Origin of the sequence: Clostridium sp. HGF2 (assembly GCF_964240115.1) — a bacterium.
Lineage (GTDB): Bacteria > Bacillota_I > Bacilli_A > Erysipelotrichales > Erysipelotrichaceae > Clostridium_AQ > Clostridium_AQ innocuum.
Window position 1 is genome coordinate 33,352 of record NZ_CAXSSO010000012.1, and the last position, 21,294, is coordinate 54,645.

Below are 21,294 nucleotides of genomic sequence, written 5' to 3' on the forward strand. Positions count from 1 at the left end.
TAAGCAAACTGCGTGCCAATTTTCGTAAAATCGACACGCAGTTCCTGTTTCCCCATTAAACAGGGGCTTATTTAATTTTATTGAAGATATTGCAGCTACTATCAAAAAACCATCATTCAATCGTTTCCCATAATTCGTTGACACTGTCATCCACCGCCTTGACACTGTCCCGCTTAAAGATATAATCGTAAATATAGCCAATTTCACTAACCGGTATTTCCACATTGTAATGCACCTCTACATCATGAAATGCCCGTTTTACAATAGCGATGAAATCTCCATGCTCCTGTATAAAGGTATCCAGATTATGAAACTTTGTCACATTCTTATTGATAATCAGTCGCTCAATCAGACAGCTGATATGGATATACAGGCCCAGTGCGATGTTGCTGCTGAGAACCATCTGCAGTTCCCGCTGGATCGTCTTAATGATTTTTTCCACACTGTTGATAATCTTATCGCTGTCCAGAATGGTTAAATAGTCCAGTAAATTATCCATAGAGAAATTTTTAATCATATTTTCATTAAAGACTTCGATCTGATCCGGACGCATACGTTGGGCAAACGCTGCATTCGTTTTCTCCACACTCTTCTGTTCAATCATTTCCTCCAATGAAATAAAAGGAATATCAGCTATTTTTGGATTCTTTGTGCCAACAATGAACAGAATATTATATTTTTCAAAAATAGAAGAGCTTCTTCCCGATTTTATCAGGGAATCAAAATCATAGGGAATCACACTGATGGATACATGTTCAGGTAATGATTCCTCCATCAGATTACTGATTTTCTCCGCCGTACCGATTCCTGTCTCACATACCGATAAGACGGCATCCTGCTTCACACGGTTTTTGATGATTTTATAATGATAAGGAAGATGACTGCTGGCTTCCCTGAGGATATCCTGTATCGTCATTTTTTCCAAAATCATACTGCCGATATCGAGCGCCAGCTTTGTCGTAACATTATTGATGATACCGATATCCATAAGCTTAACACTGCCCAATCGCTGATAGATATCCTCCAAGGAGCCCATATCGACAAGGACGATTACTTCCTTACTGCTTTCTTTCCCCTTTAAATAGTCGCTCAGCTTCGTTACGATAACTTCAAAGTCACTTTCAATCGGCATATCGATAGCATCAAAAACATGCTGCTTCAACAGCTGATTGGCAACCTCGGCAATTCCGCTGGCAATTGCATAGCCATGGGCGATAATCACTGCCGGAATATCCGCAGCCTGCATGTCCCGGTCAAAATACCGGATAAATAGGAACAGGTCCAGAAAAGCAAACGGTCCGGGCACAAAGTTTAACGCATCACTGACCAGCTGCCAGATATCACAGACAATATCATATTCCAGTCCGTATTCACGATGCAGCAGATTCTGCAGCTGCTCCACATCCTTGCGGTTACAGATTCTCAGCTGGTTGATGGAAGCATAGTTCTGCATATAATCATTCATAAAATGAACAAGCACGGATATTTCATTGTTGGAGAATGTTTCCAGATGATACTTATGAATCACTATATTCATGATATTCTTCACCAGATGATTCATCATATCGAGCTTCGGCGATTCATAGGTATTTCCCGCAAACAGATAATCCACATACTGTTCCAGCTTTCGGCAGCAGCTTTCCACATAGGAGGAAAGCTTCAGCTCGGCATGATTCAAGGTACGGTATTTGTGAACAAGGTAGGAATTCAGTTTATACAGATGCCCGTCCTTTTGTATATTTACCAGCATATCACCGCTGCGAATCATTGTTTTATCGTCATAGCTGTACAGTGTCAGGTCCTGACCTGTGCTTTCCAGCAGGTCGCTGGGCAGATCATACAGATGCAGCTCCACATGCTTCTGTTTTTCCTGACTGCGTAGAAATGCCTTGGCAACGCTTGCCCGGATACAGTTTTTCAACCCTCCGACATTGCCGGCAAAAACATGACGCTCCAGCGTGCGATAGACCAGATCCGACAGGCAGATTTCCCGTTGAATATGCTGTTCCTCCTCCTGTATCAGAAATTGCAGAAGTCTTCGCTTCTCCTGCAGAGGGCGCTCTGCAAGGGAAGGCACCTTGACAATCAGCGGTATCCTTCGCAGCAGTGTTTTCAGCAGCACCTCACTTGGCTGCATGGTTGTCGCGAAAATCACTCTCGCATTGGATTCATACCATACATCATTATCCCCGACCATATGATAAATGCCCTTATCCATGAAGAGAAATATCTTTTCCTGACATTCCGGCTTCAGTCCGTGTACCTCATCCATAAACAGAATACCGCCATCAGCCAGTGCCAGCAATCCGGGGGTATCCTTTTCCGCACCGGTATAGGCACCTTTTTTATAGCCGAATAAATTGGTCATCAGCATCTCCGGATTGTTTGCATATTCCGAGCAGTTTACCGTCACAAACCGGCTGTCTGCGGATAGAATATGCGTATCCTTCCCATATTGAAACATCAGCTGTGCGATCAGACTTTTCCCGGTTCCGGTAGGTCCCTGTAAAAGAATCGGAAGTCCGTGATCAGGATAGGAGACAGCTGCTTTGCATTGCTCTACCACATAGCTCAGACTGTCCTGTGCACCAATCAGATTCATAAATGCATGCTTCTTATCCGCTGCCTTTAATTCATTGCGCATTTCTTCCAGTGTCTCATAAATATCGCTCTGCAGCTGTACGGAAAAGCGTTCCTCCAGTGATTTTCGCAGAAAGAAGTATACCGGGCGTGTATTGATTTTGATAATCTGCCCCTTTTGCTGCAGCTCACTCATGTAATGGGAAATCAGATTTCGGCTGCATTGGAAATGATCGCTCAGCCACGTTGCCGTCAGTGCCTCCAGTTCCTCAGACGACCATAAATTGTCAAAATCCAGAATACTGCATTCCCTTTCCAGCAGTTCCAGAATGCCCTGCCTGATCGTATTATCGCTCATGCACTCTCTCCTTTTCTTCCATGAAATACATGTATTTCAGAAGTGAACCACCCATACATATTCTGTATAATTATTAGATAATGTATTTGATTATACAAAATGCTTCCTATTACTCTTTATTATACATGAATTTCCTTCTGTTTCACGAAAGAAAGAACCATTATCTGCGAAAAAGATGTTGTAGAGAAGCATAAGTGAAACCTATATGGTAAAAAATGTATACCTTTAATATCTTGCCCAGACAAAAAGCATCCCCGTTTCAGGGATGCTTACCTCATTTCAGTTCCTTAATCGTCTTAATGCCCTCGGCATCGATATAGGATATGTTCAGCTTATCGCCGGCCTTCAGGAATACGAGCTGACTCTCATATTTCGTTGTAAAGCTAATCTTATAGATATCGCCCTTTTCCGATTGAATATAGTAAATCGTATTACCGTCCATGTTGATTTTTTCCACTCCGGCAACCGTGATATCTTCTGTTTTTAAGGACTCCTTACTGATATTGTCCTCACTGCCGCTTCCTAAAAGATTCAGTGTCTTTTTAAACAGTGCATCCAGACCTTCATCCGTATATACAGTAGCCACCTTCTGATAATCCACAGCAGAAACCGTCGCATACATCTTAATCAGACCGTTATCCTTTAACGACATCAGATATACCGGATTCCCCTTAATATTGATCAGTAACGGGAAGGTGGACTGATAACCGTAGTTTTTCACCTCAGACTGCGCACTCTTCATCGCGCTCTTTTCATTGGCGCCCGCCGTAGCGATTTTCATGGCTTCATGTGTACGCAGATTTACCAGTACAAAGCCCAGATTGGATTCATCCGCATTTGCGGAGGTCAGTCCGCTGTACAGCCAGATATCCCCGTTCTTTTCCAGATAATTATAGCCCTCGGAGGTTACAATGACACCGGTCTGTCCAAACTGGGAGTTCCAGAACCCCTTCTTCAGACTGCCATTGTCATCCAGCTCCTCCACGACCAGAGATTCCGGATAAATGCGGTCTGCCCAGGATGGAATATGCTTGGTGTCATATTTCTCACTCTTACCGGTAATCGGATCCAGAAACACAGCTCCGGTGACACGTTTCTTATTTCCAACGCCGGAATACGTGTAGGTTGTACAAATGTACCATGGTCTTCCTTCCTCATCAATTTCAAAGGATGGCTCTCCGAAAATTTCAGTCGGATACTGGAAACGCAAATGACGGCTCAGGTTTTCATTGAAATACGCAGATGGAACATACTTCATACCATCCATTCCGAGATCCTTCAGCTTTGCCAGCTTTGTTTTCCCACTGGTGCTGTCCACCGTGATATAGGCAGGCACCCCGCCGCTCTTGTTTTTAAAGTATTTGATAAATCCGTTATAGGTTAACGGTGTCACACGATACACACTGTCCTTATAGGAAATCTGTGTATACTCATTGCTGACATCAAACTGGGAAACCCATTCGGTCATGTTTCCCATAACCTTATCTCCCAGACGGATGGAGCTGTCACGGTCAATAATCGGTGTCTTTTTGAAATCCACCTGCGGAACCTCGCTGAATTCCACATCCTTTGGTTCAATTCTCTGTGAGAATGCCTTTGCATGGAAAATGCGTGAAGTAACCAGAGTAGCTGCGGATGGAAAGACAACCACAAACATCAGTGCCAGAATGGAAGCCTTGCAGATTGTTCCCCAGCGCTTCTGTTCACTGGTCAGGTTAACGGCATTCTTGTTATGAAAGGATGAACGCCAGTTCTGAAAGGAATCGATCTGACGCTTGGTAAAGGAAAACACGATCAGCAGCACCAGAAGCGGTCCTGCACTCAGTGCCAGAAACTTCCAGAAAGCCGGTGCATGCCAGTTCAATGGTGGCAGCATCACATAAAACATTCCGAATATGTACAGTGCATATACAGGAATCAGAAAATATATATATTTCTTCATTGCTTATCCCTCGCTTTTGAATTTGTTATAAATATATCATATTCCGGCCTGTTCGTACACTGTTTTCCATATAAGTTTGTCTTTCAAACAACTACGTTAGCTCTATGCTGTGCAAACATATCTGTTACCAGTTAAGTCCATTGACCTTGTTTATGAATAAAGGTCACCCCTTCCTCATATCCACAGGGGTGCAATCAATCACGTATAGGATATATCCTCATTTCAGCTTATTTCAGCTACAGCTATGCCTTGCATCCTCTTTCATGGACAGCATGTTCCTTTTCATGCTTTATAGCTTCTAAATTCTGTGATAAGAGCGGGAGCGATAGATGCGTAGGGTTGCATAGCAAAGCAGAAAACTGCAGGGAATCCATACAAGAGGAAGCAGCTTCCAGAGGAAAAAGGCCTGATCAAACAGATTGCAGGTGAAGCCTCTGACTGCGACACATGTAAGTTCCATAAATTTAAAGGGAAACAGCTTCATCCACGATGCGTAGGAGGACAGAGCAGTACCTGCAAGCATACACAGCATGCAGAGTCCAAGAGATACATAGGAGGATTTCAGACAGGTGGAGGCAAGTGTTCCCAGAATTGCACAGACCACAGCTCCCAGTACAAGGACCTCCATGGATATGAGGAATCCCTCCTGATAGGTAAATACAGAAATCATATGCAGACCCTCGGTGATATTTACTGCCATATCACCAAGATTTCCGGACAGCCACGCATACAGTGTTACCGGCAGAATCATCAGCAGCAAGCCAATCAGTGCACAGGTTATCACAGCGGCCAGCTTGGACAAGAATAAAGCGCTGCCGCCTCTGCTGCAGGAGCTGAGCACCTCCAGCATATTCTGTTTACGCTCCCTGTTGACCACATTGCTGGATATCACCAGTACCCACACCATAAGCACGATGCCTACTGTGGAATAGGTTTCCAGTAAGGAAAACCATTCTCTGCTGTCTCCGTAATGAAAGGATTTCTTTTCATTCATGTAATCCTTCAGCAGCTGAAGCTCAGCCCTGCTCACATCAAGGGAATATACCGGGGCTGCGACCTTTTCATTATTAAATGAGCTGTACATCGTCCCAAAGGTGCCATCCTCACTGTTCCATGGTTTATCCGCTAGCATAGTCTTTCCATAATTCAAATACAGCATGCTGACCACCTCATCTGCGATATCCTCTTTATAATTTGGTAGAAACTCCTCGCGCAGATAGAGAATCCGCTTTCCTTTTTTTGCTTCCTTTGTATCATCCGCATAGGCGTAATCTCTTTTATTGCTTTGATAATCCTCATACCAGTCTTTCCCATACAGTGCATTCATTTTCTCCATGTTGAAAAAATGCGTATCTATGCGTTTATCTGCCGCTTTTTTTGCCACCTTTAAACGGTTCCACCACGCTGTATCCATGGTACCGGTCCATTTTAATTTTTCATGATGCACTTCCTCCTGAATTTCTTCCTTGCTCATCCTGCTTCCATCCGCATGCCGATAAGGATTCGTATTTTCTCCGGTATCCGTAATTCTATTTTGAAAAATGACCATCGGAAGCATCATAAACAGCAGTAAAAGAATCAGATGAAAGCGGGAGGTCATTATTTTTTTACATTCCAGCAAATACAGTCTCATGCCTCTTCCTCCTGAAAATGATATAAATACAAATCGTTCAGGGTCGGCTCCACACTGCAGGCATCCCTGCCTGTTTCATCCAGATAGCGGACAAGTGTTCCCTGTGTTGATGCACGCTGATAGCATATAACGGCATGCCCACGCAGCTGCTCCAGCTCTTTTTGTGATACCTGACGCTCCTTCACCCTGCCGTCCAGCATCGAAAGAAGCTTTTGCGGTGTATCATGGGCAATCAGACACCCCTTTTTCATGATCATAATCTGATCGGCTATGGCTTCCACATCACTGACAATATGTGTTGACAGTAAAATGATTTTATCCTTGGACATCTCGCTTAAAAGCTGGGAAAACTGGTTTCGTTCCTTTGGATCCAGCCCTGCGGTCGGTTCATCGAGAATCAGGACAGCAGGATCGTTCAGGAGTGCCTGTGCAATGCCAAGGCGCTGCCGCATGCCGCCGGAAAGCGTCCGAATCTTCTTTTTCCGCTGTGGCTCCAGGTGAACTGCAGGAAGAAGCTCCTGTATACGCTGCATCGTATAGGACTTCGTCAAGCCCTTGACAGCCCCCATATACTGAAGGAATTCCTCAACCCGAAAGGTTGGATACATACTCAGATGCTGCGGCATATAGCCGATATTGGCAAGATATTCCTCCCGTTTTTCCCGTATGTCAATATCACCGTATAGGATATGTCCCTCATCCGGAGGCAGTACGTTGACCATCATGCGCAGCAGTGTGGTTTTTCCGCTGCCATTCGCTCCCAAAAGACCGGTGATTCCCGGCTTTAATACGGCATTCATATGTTGAACCGCAATGACGCTTCCAAAGTGCTTGGACAGCTGTTCCAGTTTTACATTCATATAAATCTCCTATCTCTTGCTGAATACAAGTATATAATTTTCTGCATGTTTCATTTGCCGGATCACTTCATTTCTGTTCTTTCCCTCACTCCACCTTCATGGTGGAAGCTGTACAGACTTCTATGATTAGCCTATGAACGGATATTATGATCGGTATGGTTCGGTTTCCGTTTTGTACTCTTCCCCAATGTACTCATCATGCGCATGATCGACCATGAACGGATGCTGCTGTGTTTTGCAATCATAACCGGAATCAGCACGATACACAGAAAGCTCCATACAGCGTACAACAGGGGCAAACGATGATAGAGGTTTCCCAAAACAGCAAGCCATGGCGTTGTCATAAGCTGATCGATTGCCCGAAAGGAAAGGAAATTGGATGGAAAAAATGATGTCCACGAGGTTTGCAGACCATCCATCGCTATCAGCATCGGCAATAGAAAAAAGAGCATGCCAAGTCCCAGCGAAACTGCCGGTTTTTTTACTATGACGGAGGTGAAGACAGCAAACAGAGTACACGCTATTCCACTGAGCAGCAACAATCCAAGCGCCTGCAAATCAATCTGTGAAAATGTATAGATATGCAGTGTTCTCAGCATCATGAGTGTCGTATCCCCACCGGATAAGTCCAGGATCATAGAGGTTGATACAGACAGTATGATATACAGCGCGGCCGCCAGCATGAGTGCCAGTGAAAAAGAGACAATCAGTTTGGCACAGGCAAGCTTCCTCCTCCCCTTTCGGCAGCTTTTCAACAGCTCCAGCATATCGCAGGATTCCTCCTGATTAAACATACTTCCAAACAGAAACAGGCAGAAGAGTGCATACAGTTTGGCAGTGTTCTCAAATATCTTCATGCGGCTCATCCAGCCCTCGTATGGACCATAGCGCCATTGGTGTGTGTTCAAATCATGTCGTACGATAGCAGGTGTCTGCGGGTCCAATCGTATGGCATCCACCATTTCCATGGTACGATAGCCGTCCCAGTATGCCTGATCCAGTGTTTGATAGCGAATATCCTCTTTCTGGATTTCCTGCTCGACAAGCTTTTCCAGCTCCTGCTTTCGATCGGCAATCCAGCTCTTCTGCACTGTCCCGGACATGCTTCTGCGCAGATCGTCCGCTATGGCTTTTGCTTCTTTTGCGTTCAATACCTTATCATTGAGCAAGGCGTAGCGCTCCTGTGTCTGCGCATGCAGCGTAAAAGCAAGATGCAGAAGCGGAAACAGCAGCAGGACACACAGCAGGGCACAATGCAGCCGGGAGTGGAAAAATTTATGCAGCTCACGCAGACACAGTCTACACATGAAGATTCCTCCTGCAATGGTCCCACAGGACATAACCGCTGTATACCAGAACAGCAAGAAACAGCTGCCCGCCATATTGTTCCAGAAAACCGATCCAATATCCCACTCCAAACAGCTCCAGCAGGACAAGACCACCTGCCGCAAAGCCGTATACCGTCAGAAACACCTGCAAAACCTGATCATGGGCATATAGGTGTAAGGTAAAGGCATTCAGCAGCAAAAACGGAATACAGCCGCTATACAGCAGCGTAAGCAGATGAATATCCGTTTGCAGGGAGATGCTGACTGCGATAATCAGAATTCCCAGAAAGGAGATACCACCCAGCAGAAGCATTTTCCACATAAGCATACGCTGCGGCGAATAAGGCGACGCCATTTCCAGCTCCTTCATACCATAGATATCACATCGGAAAACCTCTACTGTAACAGCAACAGACAACAGAGAGCTTCCAAGTGAAAGAAAGGCTACAGAATTCATCTTATATCCATTTGGCAGACACAGCCATACAGCTAGTGCCACAAGCAGTGTCAGTCCCCCCTGTAATACAATACTTTTCCAACCATGTACATACAGCAGCTCACGCAGACTTTTCAGTATACTGCTTTCATATTTTTTCACAGCACGCTTTTGTAGCAGTTCCTTTACGTTTGTGATAACCTCCACAATATCGTCCTCCGGTATGTCCGGTATTTCCAGCGTTTCCAGGCGAATCCTTTCTTTTTTCACTTCCATCCCTCCTTCTGAGCACGTTTTTTCAATATATGGAGTGCCAGCCTTACCTGCGATTTCACAGTGGAAACATGAATTCCCGTAATCTGTGAGATATCCCGGTATTTCAATCCTTCATCATACCGCAGCAGAAGCACATCCTGCAAATGCGGAGGCAGCTCGCTTATCCATAAACGAAGAATTACAAATTCCTCCTTCTTCTGAAACAGCCGCTCACCATTATACGTATCATCGCGCATCTGCTCCTCCTGCAGCTCGTCCGTATACCGTCTGGAGCGGGTATGGTCATACACCAGATGCCTAGCAATACGGTATAGAAAATTCAGCAGCTTTCCCTGTTCCTCATATTGGTCCAGATGTCTGTAAAACCGGTAAAAGGTTTCCTGTGTCAGATCCTTGGACAGTGCCGCATCCAGTGTTCGATGATACAGGTAGGAATACACTTTCGGATAGGCATCCCGTATGGCTGTTTCCAGCTCTGCTTCCTTAGAAACAGCATGTTTATTTATTTTCATCTGCATGACGCCCCTCCTCATTCTGTATAACGCAGTGAATTGTGAAAAGATGAAAGAAAATCAATTTTCTTCAACTCATTATAAATGATACCAGATTCATTCATTTCTATATGATATAACATTATAGTTTAAGGCATTTGAAGCAAAAAATGATGTCCATGGTTATTTAAAGAAAGATGACAAGGCAGTAAGCGTTTGTCATCTTCGTAAATTCATTTATTTTTCAATTTTCTTGTCTATCAAACATTTTTTAATACAGCAACCATTTTATATGATTATGATAGTTTTCTTTTTCACCGAAAAGAGTATAAAACATGTTCCCATCAATCAGTTTTATCAAAAGAAAAGGCAGCAATTGAACCCGTTAAATTCAAAAGCCGCCAAGGTTGCATGTACCGCTAAACTAGCTAAAATCATTTACGGTATGTGCAAGAACAACACTATCTTTCAAAGATAGCCGATTTATATTATACATATTTCTCAAAAAAATGGATGATTCCATCTTTTTGTCGCAGACAAGTGATCTGCTGATAATGAAGTAATATTTTCTGAAATTTAGGCTTGATTTCTATTATCTAATTTCGTATATCAGAAGAATATAGCAGCTAGTCGCTTATATGTAAAATACCGCTTTTCTGAGTTACTGACTTATCATAATATTCTTTTCAGCTTCTGCATGAGGGCAGGATAATCCGCACGGCTGAAATCGGTAACATCAAGCTCTAGCACCGTACCCAATGCAAAGGTTCCATACCCACGGTTCTTACACCGGTTCATGAATTCCTCATAACCAACCATACAGGGCTGCTCATCCCTGCTCTGAAGTATATCTCCCTTGTGAAAGCTGCCGGCAATATGTCCCGGGTGGCGTGTATCATCCAAATCACGTGCTCTTTGGCGTTCATACAAGATGTCTAAATCTGCCACAAGCCGTATGGTCACAATCTGATAGGCGTGTGTGGCTGCCAATTGTTCCAGTCTGCTTTTTTGTTTATCACTGAAAGGATAATCGCTCAGAATGGGTATATCCATCTGCATCATATCCTTCATATCCTTGTAATATGCTAGCCAAGCCTTTTGTATATCGGCTTCTTTTTCCTCCATCGTATCAAAACCGTAACGATCCCACATTTCTTCTTTATATTCATCCGGGGAAAGGATTTGAAATGTTGGATATGCTTCCTGAATCTGACGCATCAGATAGGATTTTCCGGTGCCCGGATAGCCTGCCAGCAATACGAGTGTCTTTTTCACTTTACAGCTTCTCCTTTGTTTGTTTTCATCAGGTGTTATCTGATTCTGTTATACAAATGCCCACCGTTCCGCTGGCATTTGGCTATATCTTAAATAATGTGGATTTTTCTGTGATGATACGTTTGATATGATCGTTTGCCGGCGTAAACAGCTTTCGTAAAGATGTTAACGGTGTTGCATCCGGGAAGCTGGCATTCACTTCTTCAATATAAGATTTATTTAATTCCGTGCCGACATTGATTTTCTTCATACCCTTTGCACATCGCTTCATATCCTCATCACTGACACCGGTACCGCCATGCAGCACAAGTCCGACATCCGGCAGCTTATCCTGTAAGGTTTCCAGCAGCTCATAATTTATGTTTGCTTTGGATTTATACTGTCCATGAGTAGTTCCGATTGCGACTGCCAAAGCATCCACGTTCGTTTCCTTTACAAAACGGATTGCATCCGTAGGCTTAGTGTAGGCGGCATCGCTTTTTTCCACCACAATACCATCCTCTGCTCCTCCAATGCTTCCGATTTCCCCTTCCACAGATACATTGCGCTCATGGGCGTAGGCAACGACCTCCTGTGTGTTTTTGATATTCTCCTCCAGTGGCAGATCACTGCCGTCATACATAACACTGGAATACCCTAGATCTATTGCTTTTTTTAACGCTTCTATGGATTTGCAGTGATCCATATGCAGACATACATTGATATCCGCTTTCTGTGCCAATGCTTTGACAGCCGCAATCAGTGCCTCAAATCCGATATATTCCGCAGTCCCCAGAGACGTCTGAATAATGATGGGTGTTCCCAATTCCTGTGCAGCCGCAATCATTGCCGGCAGCATTTCAAAGCAGTGCAGATTGAAGGCTCCCACAGCTCCCTTTCCTTCATTTTCCCTAAATATTTCTATCAGATTCTTATACATTCCAAGCTCCTCCTTGTTTTTATTATATCGTTTCCGGTTTTAAAAGCTGGCTCTCGTGACTTCCTTGGAAATCGCCATCATTTCATCAATCTTACGAAGATAATACTGAATCTGTTCATCATCCTTTGCCTTTGCGGCCTCTCTTCGTTTGGTATTATACAGATTCAGCAGTGTACGATATCCCTTCCCCAGATCCTTCTTTTCCGAAAGACTCATTTCCAGATATGTGATAGCTTCATCAGTCTGTTTTGCTTCCGCATACAGGATTCCTATTTCGTTTAATGCCGCAATGCGTTCCTCTCCACTCTTATCCTTAAGCTCTGCAACAGCTCGTTGTGCGTTTGCCAGCAGCTCACCAGTATCCTGTACCTCTTCCTGTACAGGCTCCTCTTTCTTTTCTTTGCGTTTAAAGAACATATACAAGCTCCTAGAACAAGCCGAGAACCGGTTTTAACAGCCAGCCATACAGCAGCCCGCATACGATGGTATCCACATCTGTACAGGTTGCATTCAGGAATCCGATATCTGCCAGCATCGGTGACAGGATTGCAGGCAGGAGTGTGATAAACAAGCCGTGAATGATGCCGGAGATAATGCAACCTCTGGTACCTCCCATCGCATTTCCGAAGATTCCGGCACAGCCTCCGGCAAAGAAGTTGGTCATCATTCCCGGAAGGATCATCGGAAGACCGAACATCGGGAAGAGAAACATGCCGATAACAGAACCAATCGTCGTACTTACAAAGCCGATAATAACTGCGTTAGGTGCATATGGGAACAAGACCGGGCAGTCCAGTGCAGGCTTTGCATCCGGAACCAGCTTCATAGCAATACCACGGAACGCAGGAACGATTTCTGCCAGTAACAGACGGACACCGGCTAGCAATACATATACGCCTACAACAAATTGAACTGCCTGCAGGAAGGCGTGTACCAGATAATTTGTTGCCCCTGCATAATCCGCACAGAACTCAGGTCCCGCAAAGAAAGCCGTTACCAGAAACAGCGGAATCATGACGATACCGATAGACAAGTAGGTATCCTGTAAAAATTCCAGACCCTTTGGCAGCTGCAGCTCCTCTGTGGAAACTGATTTCTTACCACCGGTCAGCTTACCTACCCATGCAGTTAATACATAGCCTACAGTACAGAAATGCCCGAGTGCGATATCATCGTTGCCGGTAATTTTTCTAACATAAGGCTGTGCAATCGCAGGCATGGCAACAGCGAAGATTCCACCAATCAGTCCACCAACAAGAATTAGCGTTACCCCGCGCAGTCCGCACCAGTATCCAAAGACAGCGCAGATCGTTGACATCCAGAGCAGTGCCTGTCCTGTCAGAAAGATATATTTCCATTTTGTAAAGCGCGCAATGATAATATTGAAGATGAAGATTGCCCCCAGTGTTAGTGCGATTTCACTTCCCAGACCAAGCTCCCCCATTGCCTGTCCGTTAATCGCTTCGATGGAGGGTACCAGCCCCTGCATGCCAAAGCCTTCGGTAAAGATTGCCCCAAAATACGTAAGTGCCTGTACAATGACATTGGAACCAGCTGATAACACCATGAAGCCCAGCAGTGTTTTAAAGGTTCCCGAGATCACCTGTCCGGTTGGTTTTTTCTGCAGCAGCAATCCCAGCATCGCAATCAATGCGATGGTGATCGGTGCCTGTGTCAGAATGTTGTCAATGATAAAATTTACAATTTGCATAGTAGTTCCCTTCCTCTCTTGTTTTTAAAATTTAAAGTTTGCCCTGTTCCTTCAGGAATGGTACAAGCTTTTCCCTGATTTCATTTTTGTCCACCAGACGGTTCAAAAAGATGGTCGGTGTCGTCAGCTCCAGATTTGCGAACTGGCTCTCAAAATTTTTACCCGAAAGAATCAGATCCGCCTTCATTCCCTTCACACTGGATAGATCACAATGATCCAGCGAGGCACTGACACCAAGCTCCTGAAGCACGGTTTCCACTGTCATCTGACAGGCAAAGCTGCTTCCCAGACCGTTACCGCATACCATTAAAATTTTCATATTTTCCTCCAATCTTCACGGGGTTGCCGTTTCTACCTTATTCTTCATTCTGTAACAGGGCGTTGAGCTCATCGATCGTATCCAGCTTTGCGATTTTCTCCACATACCCCTTTTCCACAAAGGTCACAATCATTTTCAATATGTCCAGATGTGTCTGGGAATCAATTGCGGTAAAACAGATCATGACCTCAACCGGATCATCCTTGGGGTCGAAGTAAACCGGTTCCCTGAGTGTAATCAGAGAAAACCCGATGCCCAGAGAACCATCCTCTGCTCTTGTATGCGGAATGGCGAATCCCTTTGATATGACAACATACGGTCCGTATTCTTTGATTGAATTTACAATACCCTCCACATAGCTTTCCTTTGCGGTTCCGTTTTCCACCAGAATCCTGCCGCCGATGCGGACTGCTTCCTCCCAGTCCCTTGCACTTACATGCAGCCTTACATTTTTCTCACTTAATTCAATTCCCTTCATAACCTCATTCCTTTCCCTGCCTCTGATATTCCAAATCCCGTATAAACTCTTCATAGGTGCAGCCCTTGGCAAGCCTGCGAACACCAAAATCACGTATCAGATTTTTATACAGTGTTTTGAAGACATCTTCCCACATGCCGTATTTGCTCTTCGGTATATTTAACAGCAGGACAACCTGTACCTTTTCCTGATCCCAGACGATCGGTTTATCCAGAATCGTTACGGATACACTGGCCTCCAGCATATCATTTTCCAAGGAATGCGGCATGGCAACCATACTGCCCAGCTCAGTCGTCGCCATAGCCTCCCGTTTGAATACGGATTGTTTGTTTTCCTCCTTCATATACCCCTTTTCGATCATAGCATCGGTAATAAAATGCAGTACCTCATCTCTTGTTTTCAGCTTCAGATTTGTGAAATACAGATCCTCCCGAAAGATTTCCTTGAAATATCCGCTGTCCTCATGGTGATGCGTCATGAAGGTTTCAATATTGCGGACATCCCGGTCATCCAGCAATAATTGTGTCTGCAGGATTTTTTCACTATGGAATGTCTCCACCGGCACACTTGTCAGTACGAGGTCCACACTGTCAATCAGTGCCTGTGTTACCTCATACAGCGGGCAGGTTTTCACAATATGAATCCGGTTCTGGAAAAACTGTTTCACTCTTTCCTTCATCAGCATTGCGGTTGCCATTCCGGAGGCACATACGATGACAGCTTCAAAGATTTTCTGCTTTTCATTCAGGCCCTTCCGCTCCAGTGCTGCACCGAAATGAATCGCAAGAAGACCAATTTCATTTTCATTTGTCTTAATGGAGAAAACATGCTCCACGATTTCACTCGCCTTGACTGCCAGCTCGAATGCAAAGGGATAATTGTTTTTCATATAGTCCAGAAAGTCGTTGCGTATATTCATATGGAATCGAAGCCGCTGAACTGCAACACTGAGGTGAACTGCCAAACCATTGATCAATTGCGTATCATCCGAAAGATCAACATTGGTATCCTCCCTGATTCGATACAGAATTGCCTGAATTTCCTTCTTAAATTCATACTCCTCATTTTCATCCGTAAAGTTTGTGGTAAGAAACTTCTTACTGGATATCAAATGCTGCGTCAGATAGTACACCTCATCGGTGATATCAATGTGCAGTTTATGATAAATAACAGCCAGAACCTCCTTTGCCGCCGCAAACTCCATATGACTTTCCAGCTGACGGATTTCCGCTTCTTCATAATCCACACGCCGTTCATGAAAGGAGCGCTTTAAGATAATGACAATATGTACGATCAGGTTCTTGAATGCGATATCCGTAAGACGCATATCATACTTTTTCATGGTTTCCAGAAGGATTTCATGCAGCTGGGAAAAGAGCTCTTCACTAACGATATCATCAAAAAATCCCGTTTCTCTGGATGCACGCGCATCGTTGTGCTTGAAAATAAATTCCGATATGCAATAACGGATATTGGCTTCACTTCCGATGATATGCACACCTTTCTTTGTGCTGATACCGACCTTTAAGGAAAAGCGCTCCAGCATTTTATCAATCTGCCGGATATCCTTTTTCAGCGTGGACATACTGACAAACACCTCATCCGCCAAATCGTTGGGATCAATAATTTCTTCATTGCGCAACGTGTTTTTTAACAGATGCTGCATGATATAGGCTGCCCTGTCTCTGGGATCACTGGGGATAATCGTATCCGCATCCTTTTCTTCCTCGGCATGCAATTGATCCATGAGCTCTGTGAAAGCCTCTGGTTGTTCCGTATTCAGATAATATCCACTGCCTGCTTCGGAAAGAATGGTTGCACCATGAGCATGAAGGATGCCGTTCAATTCCTTTATATCGTTTCGAATCGTTCTTGATGACACGCCGATCGATAAAGCAATTTGGTCGCTGCTCAATACCTTTCGGTTTTGTGTCAGCAGTTCCAGAATCTGAATCATACGTTTGTTATATAGTTCCAATACTGTTCCCTCCTTGCTTATGGTCTTATTATAAAAGAGCATTGGGGGGATTGATAGGCTATCATTTTCCACTATCTGCGGCAAAAACAGGAAATCTTTTCCTAATCGCTTTCCTATAATAGACCAAGCAGATTCATAGTGACACAAAACGAAAAAAAATGATATCCGTTCCATCACAACTCCTGACAAAATGAATACCTTCTCTTCTTTTTCTTTTCATCAATCTTTCAGTTTCTCCTGTCAAGACCTGCAGAATGTTTCGCTATCCTACAAAGCCCTGCAACTCTTTTTTTATATGGAAAGAGTGAATGATGTAGCTTCTGTTTACTGGTTTCTTACTTTCCAAAATAACAGCAAATACTGAAATTCCATTATATGCGTATGCTATCACACATCACTCCCTGTACAGGAAGTGCTATAGCCTGCCATTTCAACGAACGCTGCGAGTATTCCTTTTCACCATCTATCGGCAGATAGGCTTCCTTTCGTAAGCGTCCTTATATAAGCTTGAAGTTCTATTTTGAAACTCATCATGTTATTGCTTAGAAACCTTTCATCAGAAACTGTATAGTCTTATCCAGCATATTGTTCACTCACTGATTCATATGAAAAAAACCCTGCTTATGCATGGTTCTTTCTAACGTTAGAGTGTTTGCAAAAGGGAGACTTTCATACTATTGTTAACTACAATCGTATGGAAGTCTCCCTATGTTAAGTTTACCCACAATCGAGAAAGAACCTTATGTATTACAGGCTTTCTCTATATTGCGTATGAAAGCAGCCTTGGCTTCCTTATAAAATACTTATAATGCGGCGCGGTAGATGTTTTTTACATCCTCTTTCGTAAGCTCTACATAAGCTCCCTTCAAATCCGCTGCAGCTTTTTCCGCCATGACATCAAAGTTTGTTTCATCTTTAATTCCCACTTCACGCATCGTTGTCGGAATTCCCATAGCAACAAAATAGTCTTTCGTCTTTTTGATGGCTTCATGCGCAATTTCAAACGGATCCTTTTCCCTGTCAATGCCCCATACATTAACACCATAGTCTTTAAATTTTTCCACAGTTTCCTCATTCAGCACGTATTCCATCCAGTGCGGCGTTAAAATAGCCAGCCCCACACCATGTGTGATGTCATAATATGCAGAAAGCTGATGCTCCATCGGATGCACCGTCCATTCCACCGTTTTTCCCAGCTTAATGAAATTGTTGATTGCCCAGCTACTGGTCCACATCAGGTTTGCCCGCGCTTCATAATCCTCAGGATTTTGTACTGCACGTACACCGAATTCAATGCATGTCTTTAACAGTCCTTCCGCCATGCGATCCTGCATATAGCCCTGTACATTGGAGAAATAGCATTCGAAGATATGACTCATAATATCCGCCGTACCTGCCGCAGTCTGGTATGCGGATACACTGCAGGTATAGCTTGGGTCCAGAATTGATGCCTTCGGCCGCATATCCTCATGCCCCGTTCCGATTTTATCATTGGTTTCCAGATTACTGATAACGGCAAAGGTATCCATTTCACTACCGGTTGCCGACAGGGTCAAAACTGTTACGATTGGAAGCACACTAACTACCTTTGCAGGATTTAAAACGATATCCCATGCATCGCCGTCATAGCTGACAGCACCAGCAATCACCTTGGCGCAGTCAATGGTACTACCGCCACCAATCGGTACTAAAACTTCAACACCTTCCTCACGGCACAGCTTCACACCCTCGCGCACCGTTGTAATTCTCGGATTCGGCTCCACGCCGGACAGCTCGCACCATGCGATGCCGTTCTCTTTGAAAATTTTTACAACATCATCATAAATACCGTTGCGCTTGATACTGCCGCCACCATAAACCAGCAATGCCTTCCTACCATATCTGGATACGATATCGCCGATATTGACAATCTGCCCCTTACCAAAATAAATTTCTGTGGGAATTGAATAAACAAAGTTTTCCATATACAAAAACCCTCCTTGCTTTTATTATACAACGTTCACAGCAGCTTGAACATAGCTGTTTTTTCAGTGTTTGTCCTATGGAAAACAGACAAATCTCAAAACGGTCTTTGTACATATATTTCCCGGGAAATTCATACCATGTGGAAGCTTCCATGTGATGTCACATTTATCCTTCAGGATACCGTATCTATAATTTCACTTAAGATCTGCTGTTTCTCTGCCGTTTTTAATATGTCAACAAAATCCTCATGCATCAGTCTGCGGGCAAGCTTTGACAATGCCTTGAGGTGAAAGTCATGTTTATCATCCGGGGCAAGCAGGCAGACAGCTGCTTCCACCGGCTTTTCATCTATGGATTTCCACTCTATTTTATGTTTCATTCTGACGAACAGAATTCCTGCTTCCTTTATACAGGCATGACGGGCATGCGGGATGGCAATTCCTTTTCCAAAGCCGGTTGTGCATTCCTGTTCCCGCTTGCACAGCTCCTGAATGAAGGTATCTGCATCACTCACCTTTCCCTCACGAAATGCAATTTCTGCAAGTGCATGCAGAATTTCCTTTTGGGTATTGCCTTCCATATCCAATATGATATGTTGCTCCGTAATCAGATTCATGTTCATTTCCTCCACCTGTGCAGCCATCGATACGAATTCCTGTCTGCATCTATTCAGCTATATTTTACAGGAAAGCAGACAGCATGGCTATATACATTGGTAAATGTTTCCTTTTTTCTCACGAATGAAGTACCGTGGAAATCTTCCGATTTATTCTTTCGTCTGCTGTATTACCTCCTCTTCCTCTAAGCGGCAAGTGCATAAAGCGCATGATACAAGGAGCTTTCCCGCTCATAAATCACCAGCACACGCTGTGAAATCATTTCCAGCAGTCGTATATCTTTGGTTTGCGACAGCTTCCACAGCAGCTCTGCAACAGCATCCCATAAAAAGGATACCGCAATAAACTGTTCTCCCAGCTCAAATAAACGCGTATCCTGCCATATACCAGCAGCTTCCTTCAGAAAATCACCATACATTCTGCGAAAGATTCCCCCTCCGGTTCCGCCTCTCTCATTGATTTGAAAATAGTTTGTTATTCCTGCCAGCTTCAGCTTTTCTGCATGAAATGCTTTCCACTTATTGATTTCTCTGGAGAATTTCAGTATACCGGAAACACCCAACAGCTGAGCCGGTGGATGCAGCATGCAGTCACAGGTATCCAGAATCGCTTCCCGCAAGATTTGTTTATCCACGGTGCGATATCCCTGAAAATCAAAGGTCAGATACTTATTCTTTGCAGGAAACGGACGAAAGCTGCTGCAGCGGGCCCGCTTGATATCCTCATAATCCACCATGTGATAGTCCTTAGCAAGCAGTCCGTTGGGCGTTTGTATGGGAGCATCCTGCTGATCCCTGTCACTGACGAGAAATTTCCGCTGCTCATCATCGTAGCCAAACAGCACAACGGCATGTCCGCCAAAATGGCTTTTCGCATCCAGGCCGAGATAGGGAAGAAATGGCATATCCACATAAACCAGAACAGGCTCGCCGGCATCAATCATTTGCTTTGTTGTCTGAAATATTCTCTCATAATTCTTACCGGCTCTGCAGTGAATGGTAATCTGTAATCTGTCTGCCAGCTTTTTTTCAAATTCGAATACCTTGGTACGTCCGTTGATCATGGGAGAGGCTGCCTGATTCAGATAGAGAAAAGATAATCCCGAGGCCAGCCCAAACATTAACTCCTCTGACATCGGATATCCGTAATACGTAAAGATTTGTTTCAGGGAATTGGTAATGCAGTGCTTCCCTCCCTGCGGGACGAAATTCTCCACTGTATTTTTCATCTACGGTGCTCCTCTCTTGCAAAGGGCAAATAGATTTCCGTTACATAGGCATCCGGGTTACCGCGAAACAGCATTCCTGGTCCCTTCACGTAATCCTCTCTGGATGGTGTCAGAATGCGAATGCCTTGGTCATTTGCATAGGCAAACAAAGCCTTATAGGCAATCCAGAGTGTATCATAGCCGCCATGATGTGTTGTATGCAAGGCATGCAGCTCCTCAAGATATCTGCAGGTTAGCGAGGGATGGTGTATCTCCTTTTTCACGGGAATACATAATTCAATATCGGCAGCTTCCTTACAATCCTCATCGTGATACAGATTGAAATGTTTACCGTTCGCATTTCCTTTTACAGCTTTGTAAAGCAACGGAATGTGCGTATCCAGATCCCGGTATCTGCCTGTAAAGCGAATGGATGCGATCAGTTGTCCTGCAATGGTAGCCGTATCAATAGCATACGTATTTTCCACATACTCCGCACCCTGTGGAAAGCTATGCTCCCGCATTCGCTGAATCAGCTCCCTTTCTTTCTGTATATTAGCCTCCATCCGGCTGATTTTTTCCTGCAGAATATAGGAGAGGTCTTCCCCTCTGCTATTATCCAGAATATCCTTTATTTCCATGATGGTAAATTCAAGAGAGCGTAGATACTGGATCATCTGTGCCGTTTTTAAATCCTCATCATTGTAATAACGGTACTGATTTTCCGCTTTTCGAAAGGATGGCTTCAGCAATCCCTCTGTGTCATAATACCGCAATGCTTTTACTGTTAAACCGCACAATTTGGAAAACTGGCTGATGGTGTACATAATGCTTCACCTCCCTCTGCTTTATTGTAAACGTTCCTGTGCACAGGAGTGTCAAGTAGATAATAGCATATTTCGCGAATTGATATTGAAAAAC

General features: G+C 44.1%; 18 protein-coding genes. All 18 read right to left on the reverse strand.

The annotated features are described in order from the left end of the window. Nucleotides 1–112: 112 nt before the first annotated feature. The 18 genes from ACESPQ_RS17535 to ACESPQ_RS17620 all read right to left on the reverse strand — a co-directional run bounded on the left by ACESPQ_RS17535 (nt 113) and on the right by ACESPQ_RS17620 (nt 21,200). A complete protein-coding gene (locus ACESPQ_RS17535) occupies nt 113–2,938 on the reverse strand; it encodes a sigma 54-interacting transcriptional regulator (RefSeq protein ID WP_118001816.1) in 2,826 nt (941 codons plus the stop codon). Between the two features lie 274 nt (nt 2,939–3,212). Then, complete coding sequence (locus ACESPQ_RS17540) at nt 3,213–4,880, reverse strand: hypothetical protein (protein WP_257327983.1); 1,668 nt, start codon at nt 4,878–4,880, stop codon at nt 3,213–3,215. A gap of 298 nt (nt 4,881–5,178) precedes the next feature. Further along, entirely contained in the window at nt 5,179–6,513 is a 1,335-nt protein-coding gene (locus ACESPQ_RS17545) for an ABC transporter permease (RefSeq protein ID WP_118001814.1), read from the reverse strand. Then, a complete protein-coding gene (locus ACESPQ_RS17550) occupies nt 6,510–7,373 on the reverse strand; it encodes an ATP-binding cassette domain-containing protein (RefSeq protein ID WP_118001813.1) in 864 nt (287 codons plus the stop codon). The genes ACESPQ_RS17545 and ACESPQ_RS17550 overlap by 4 nt, the downstream gene beginning before the upstream one ends. Nucleotides 7,374–7,504: 131 nt before the next feature. Further along, entirely contained in the window at nt 7,505–8,680 is a 1,176-nt protein-coding gene (locus ACESPQ_RS17555) for a hypothetical protein (protein ID WP_118001812.1), read from the reverse strand. After that, a complete protein-coding gene (locus ACESPQ_RS17560) occupies nt 8,673–9,407 on the reverse strand; it encodes a hypothetical protein (RefSeq protein WP_022300285.1) in 735 nt (244 codons plus the stop codon). The genes ACESPQ_RS17555 and ACESPQ_RS17560 overlap by 8 nt, the downstream gene beginning before the upstream one ends. Continuing rightward, nucleotides 9,404–9,931 carry an RNA polymerase sigma factor gene (locus tag ACESPQ_RS17565; protein WP_109770939.1) on the reverse strand — a complete coding sequence of 176 codons (528 nt, stop codon included), beginning with the start codon at nt 9,929–9,931 and terminating at the stop codon, nt 9,404–9,406. Before ACESPQ_RS17565 ends, ACESPQ_RS17560 begins: the two co-directional genes overlap by 4 nt. A gap of 645 nt (nt 9,932–10,576) precedes the next feature. Next, entirely contained in the window at nt 10,577–11,179 is a 603-nt protein-coding gene (locus tag ACESPQ_RS17570; protein ID WP_002607358.1) for an AAA family ATPase, read from the reverse strand. A gap of 82 nt (nt 11,180–11,261) precedes the next feature. Next, a complete protein-coding gene (locus tag ACESPQ_RS17575) occupies nt 11,262–12,098 on the reverse strand; it encodes a class II fructose-bisphosphate aldolase (protein ID WP_257327985.1) in 837 nt (278 codons plus the stop codon). 39 nt (nt 12,099–12,137) lie between these two features. Then, on the reverse strand, nt 12,138–12,515 hold the full coding sequence (locus ACESPQ_RS17580) for a hypothetical protein (RefSeq protein ID WP_002607356.1): 378 nt from the start codon (nt 12,513–12,515) through the stop codon (nt 12,138–12,140). 10 nt (nt 12,516–12,525) lie between these two features. Beyond that, a complete protein-coding gene (locus tag ACESPQ_RS17585) occupies nt 12,526–13,809 on the reverse strand; it encodes a PTS sugar transporter subunit IIC (RefSeq protein WP_002607355.1) in 1,284 nt (427 codons plus the stop codon). Nucleotides 13,810–13,840: 31 nt separating this feature from the next. Beyond that, nucleotides 13,841–14,128 (reverse strand): PTS sugar transporter subunit IIB, encoded by a 288-nt coding sequence (locus ACESPQ_RS17590; RefSeq protein ID WP_009269779.1) that lies wholly within the window; start codon nt 14,126–14,128, stop codon nt 13,841–13,843. A 37-nt stretch (nt 14,129–14,165) separates the two neighbouring features. Then, nucleotides 14,166–14,606: a PTS sugar transporter subunit IIA gene (locus ACESPQ_RS17595; protein WP_002607353.1), complete on the reverse strand. Its 441-nt coding sequence runs from the start codon at nt 14,604–14,606 to the stop codon at nt 14,166–14,168. A 4-nt stretch (nt 14,607–14,610) separates the two neighbouring features. Beyond that, nucleotides 14,611–16,584 (reverse strand): BglG family transcription antiterminator, encoded by a 1,974-nt coding sequence (locus ACESPQ_RS17600; protein WP_373144622.1) that lies wholly within the window; start codon nt 16,582–16,584, stop codon nt 14,611–14,613. An 803-nt stretch (nt 16,585–17,387) separates the two neighbouring features. Continuing rightward, a complete protein-coding gene (locus tag ACESPQ_RS17605; protein ID WP_109770936.1) occupies nt 17,388–18,548 on the reverse strand; it encodes an iron-containing alcohol dehydrogenase in 1,161 nt (386 codons plus the stop codon). Nucleotides 18,549–18,721: 173 nt separating this feature from the next. Continuing rightward, complete coding sequence (locus ACESPQ_RS17610) at nt 18,722–19,165, reverse strand: PTS fructose transporter subunit IIA (protein ID WP_257327986.1); 444 nt, start codon at nt 19,163–19,165, stop codon at nt 18,722–18,724. Between the two features lie 185 nt (nt 19,166–19,350). Continuing rightward, a complete protein-coding gene (locus ACESPQ_RS17615; RefSeq protein WP_002607349.1) occupies nt 19,351–20,394 on the reverse strand; it encodes a BtrH N-terminal domain-containing protein in 1,044 nt (347 codons plus the stop codon). Then, a complete protein-coding gene (locus ACESPQ_RS17620; RefSeq protein WP_373144625.1) occupies nt 20,391–21,200 on the reverse strand; it encodes a MerR family transcriptional regulator in 810 nt (269 codons plus the stop codon). The genes ACESPQ_RS17615 and ACESPQ_RS17620 overlap by 4 nt, the downstream gene beginning before the upstream one ends. Nucleotides 21,201–21,294: the final 94 nt, after the last annotated feature.

What these genes read in the sequence shown, in the direction of transcription:
- ACESPQ_RS17575 (WP_257327985.1), bottom strand. Translation starts at nt 12,098, where the DNA reads ATGTATAAGAATCTGATAGAAATATTTAGGGAAAATGAAGGAAAGGGA.
- ACESPQ_RS17565 (WP_109770939.1), bottom strand. Translation starts at nt 9,931, where the DNA reads ATGCAGATGAAAATAAATAAACATGCTGTTTCTAAGGAAGCAGAGCTG.
- ACESPQ_RS17535 (WP_118001816.1), bottom strand. Translation starts at nt 2,938, where the DNA reads ATGAGCGATAATACGATCAGGCAGGGCATTCTGGAACTGCTGGAAAGG.
- ACESPQ_RS17540 (WP_257327983.1), bottom strand. Translation starts at nt 4,880, where the DNA reads ATGAAGAAATATATATATTTTCTGATTCCTGTATATGCACTGTACATA.
- ACESPQ_RS17615 (WP_002607349.1), bottom strand. Translation starts at nt 20,394, where the DNA reads ATGAAAAATACAGTGGAGAATTTCGTCCCGCAGGGAGGGAAGCACTGC.
- ACESPQ_RS17620 (WP_373144625.1), bottom strand. Translation starts at nt 21,200, where the DNA reads ATGTACACCATCAGCCAGTTTTCCAAATTGTGCGGTTTAACAGTAAAA.
- ACESPQ_RS17585 (WP_002607355.1), bottom strand. Translation starts at nt 13,809, where the DNA reads ATGCAAATTGTAAATTTTATCATTGACAACATTCTGACACAGGCACCG.
- ACESPQ_RS17595 (WP_002607353.1), bottom strand. Translation starts at nt 14,606, where the DNA reads ATGAAGGGAATTGAATTAAGTGAGAAAAATGTAAGGCTGCATGTAAGT.
- ACESPQ_RS17545 (WP_118001814.1), bottom strand. Translation starts at nt 6,513, where the DNA reads ATGAGACTGTATTTGCTGGAATGTAAAAAAATAATGACCTCCCGCTTT.
- ACESPQ_RS17610 (WP_257327986.1), bottom strand. Translation starts at nt 19,165, where the DNA reads ATGAATCTGATTACGGAGCAACATATCATATTGGATATGGAAGGCAAT.
- ACESPQ_RS17590 (WP_009269779.1), bottom strand. Translation starts at nt 14,128, where the DNA reads ATGAAAATTTTAATGGTATGCGGTAACGGTCTGGGAAGCAGCTTTGCC.
- ACESPQ_RS17550 (WP_118001813.1), bottom strand. Translation starts at nt 7,373, where the DNA reads ATGAATGTAAAACTGGAACAGCTGTCCAAGCACTTTGGAAGCGTCATT.
- ACESPQ_RS17580 (WP_002607356.1), bottom strand. Translation starts at nt 12,515, where the DNA reads ATGTTCTTTAAACGCAAAGAAAAGAAAGAGGAGCCTGTACAGGAAGAG.
- ACESPQ_RS17555 (WP_118001812.1), bottom strand. Translation starts at nt 8,680, where the DNA reads ATGTGTAGACTGTGTCTGCGTGAGCTGCATAAATTTTTCCACTCCCGG.
- ACESPQ_RS17605 (WP_109770936.1), bottom strand. Translation starts at nt 18,548, where the DNA reads ATGGAAAACTTTGTTTATTCAATTCCCACAGAAATTTATTTTGGTAAG.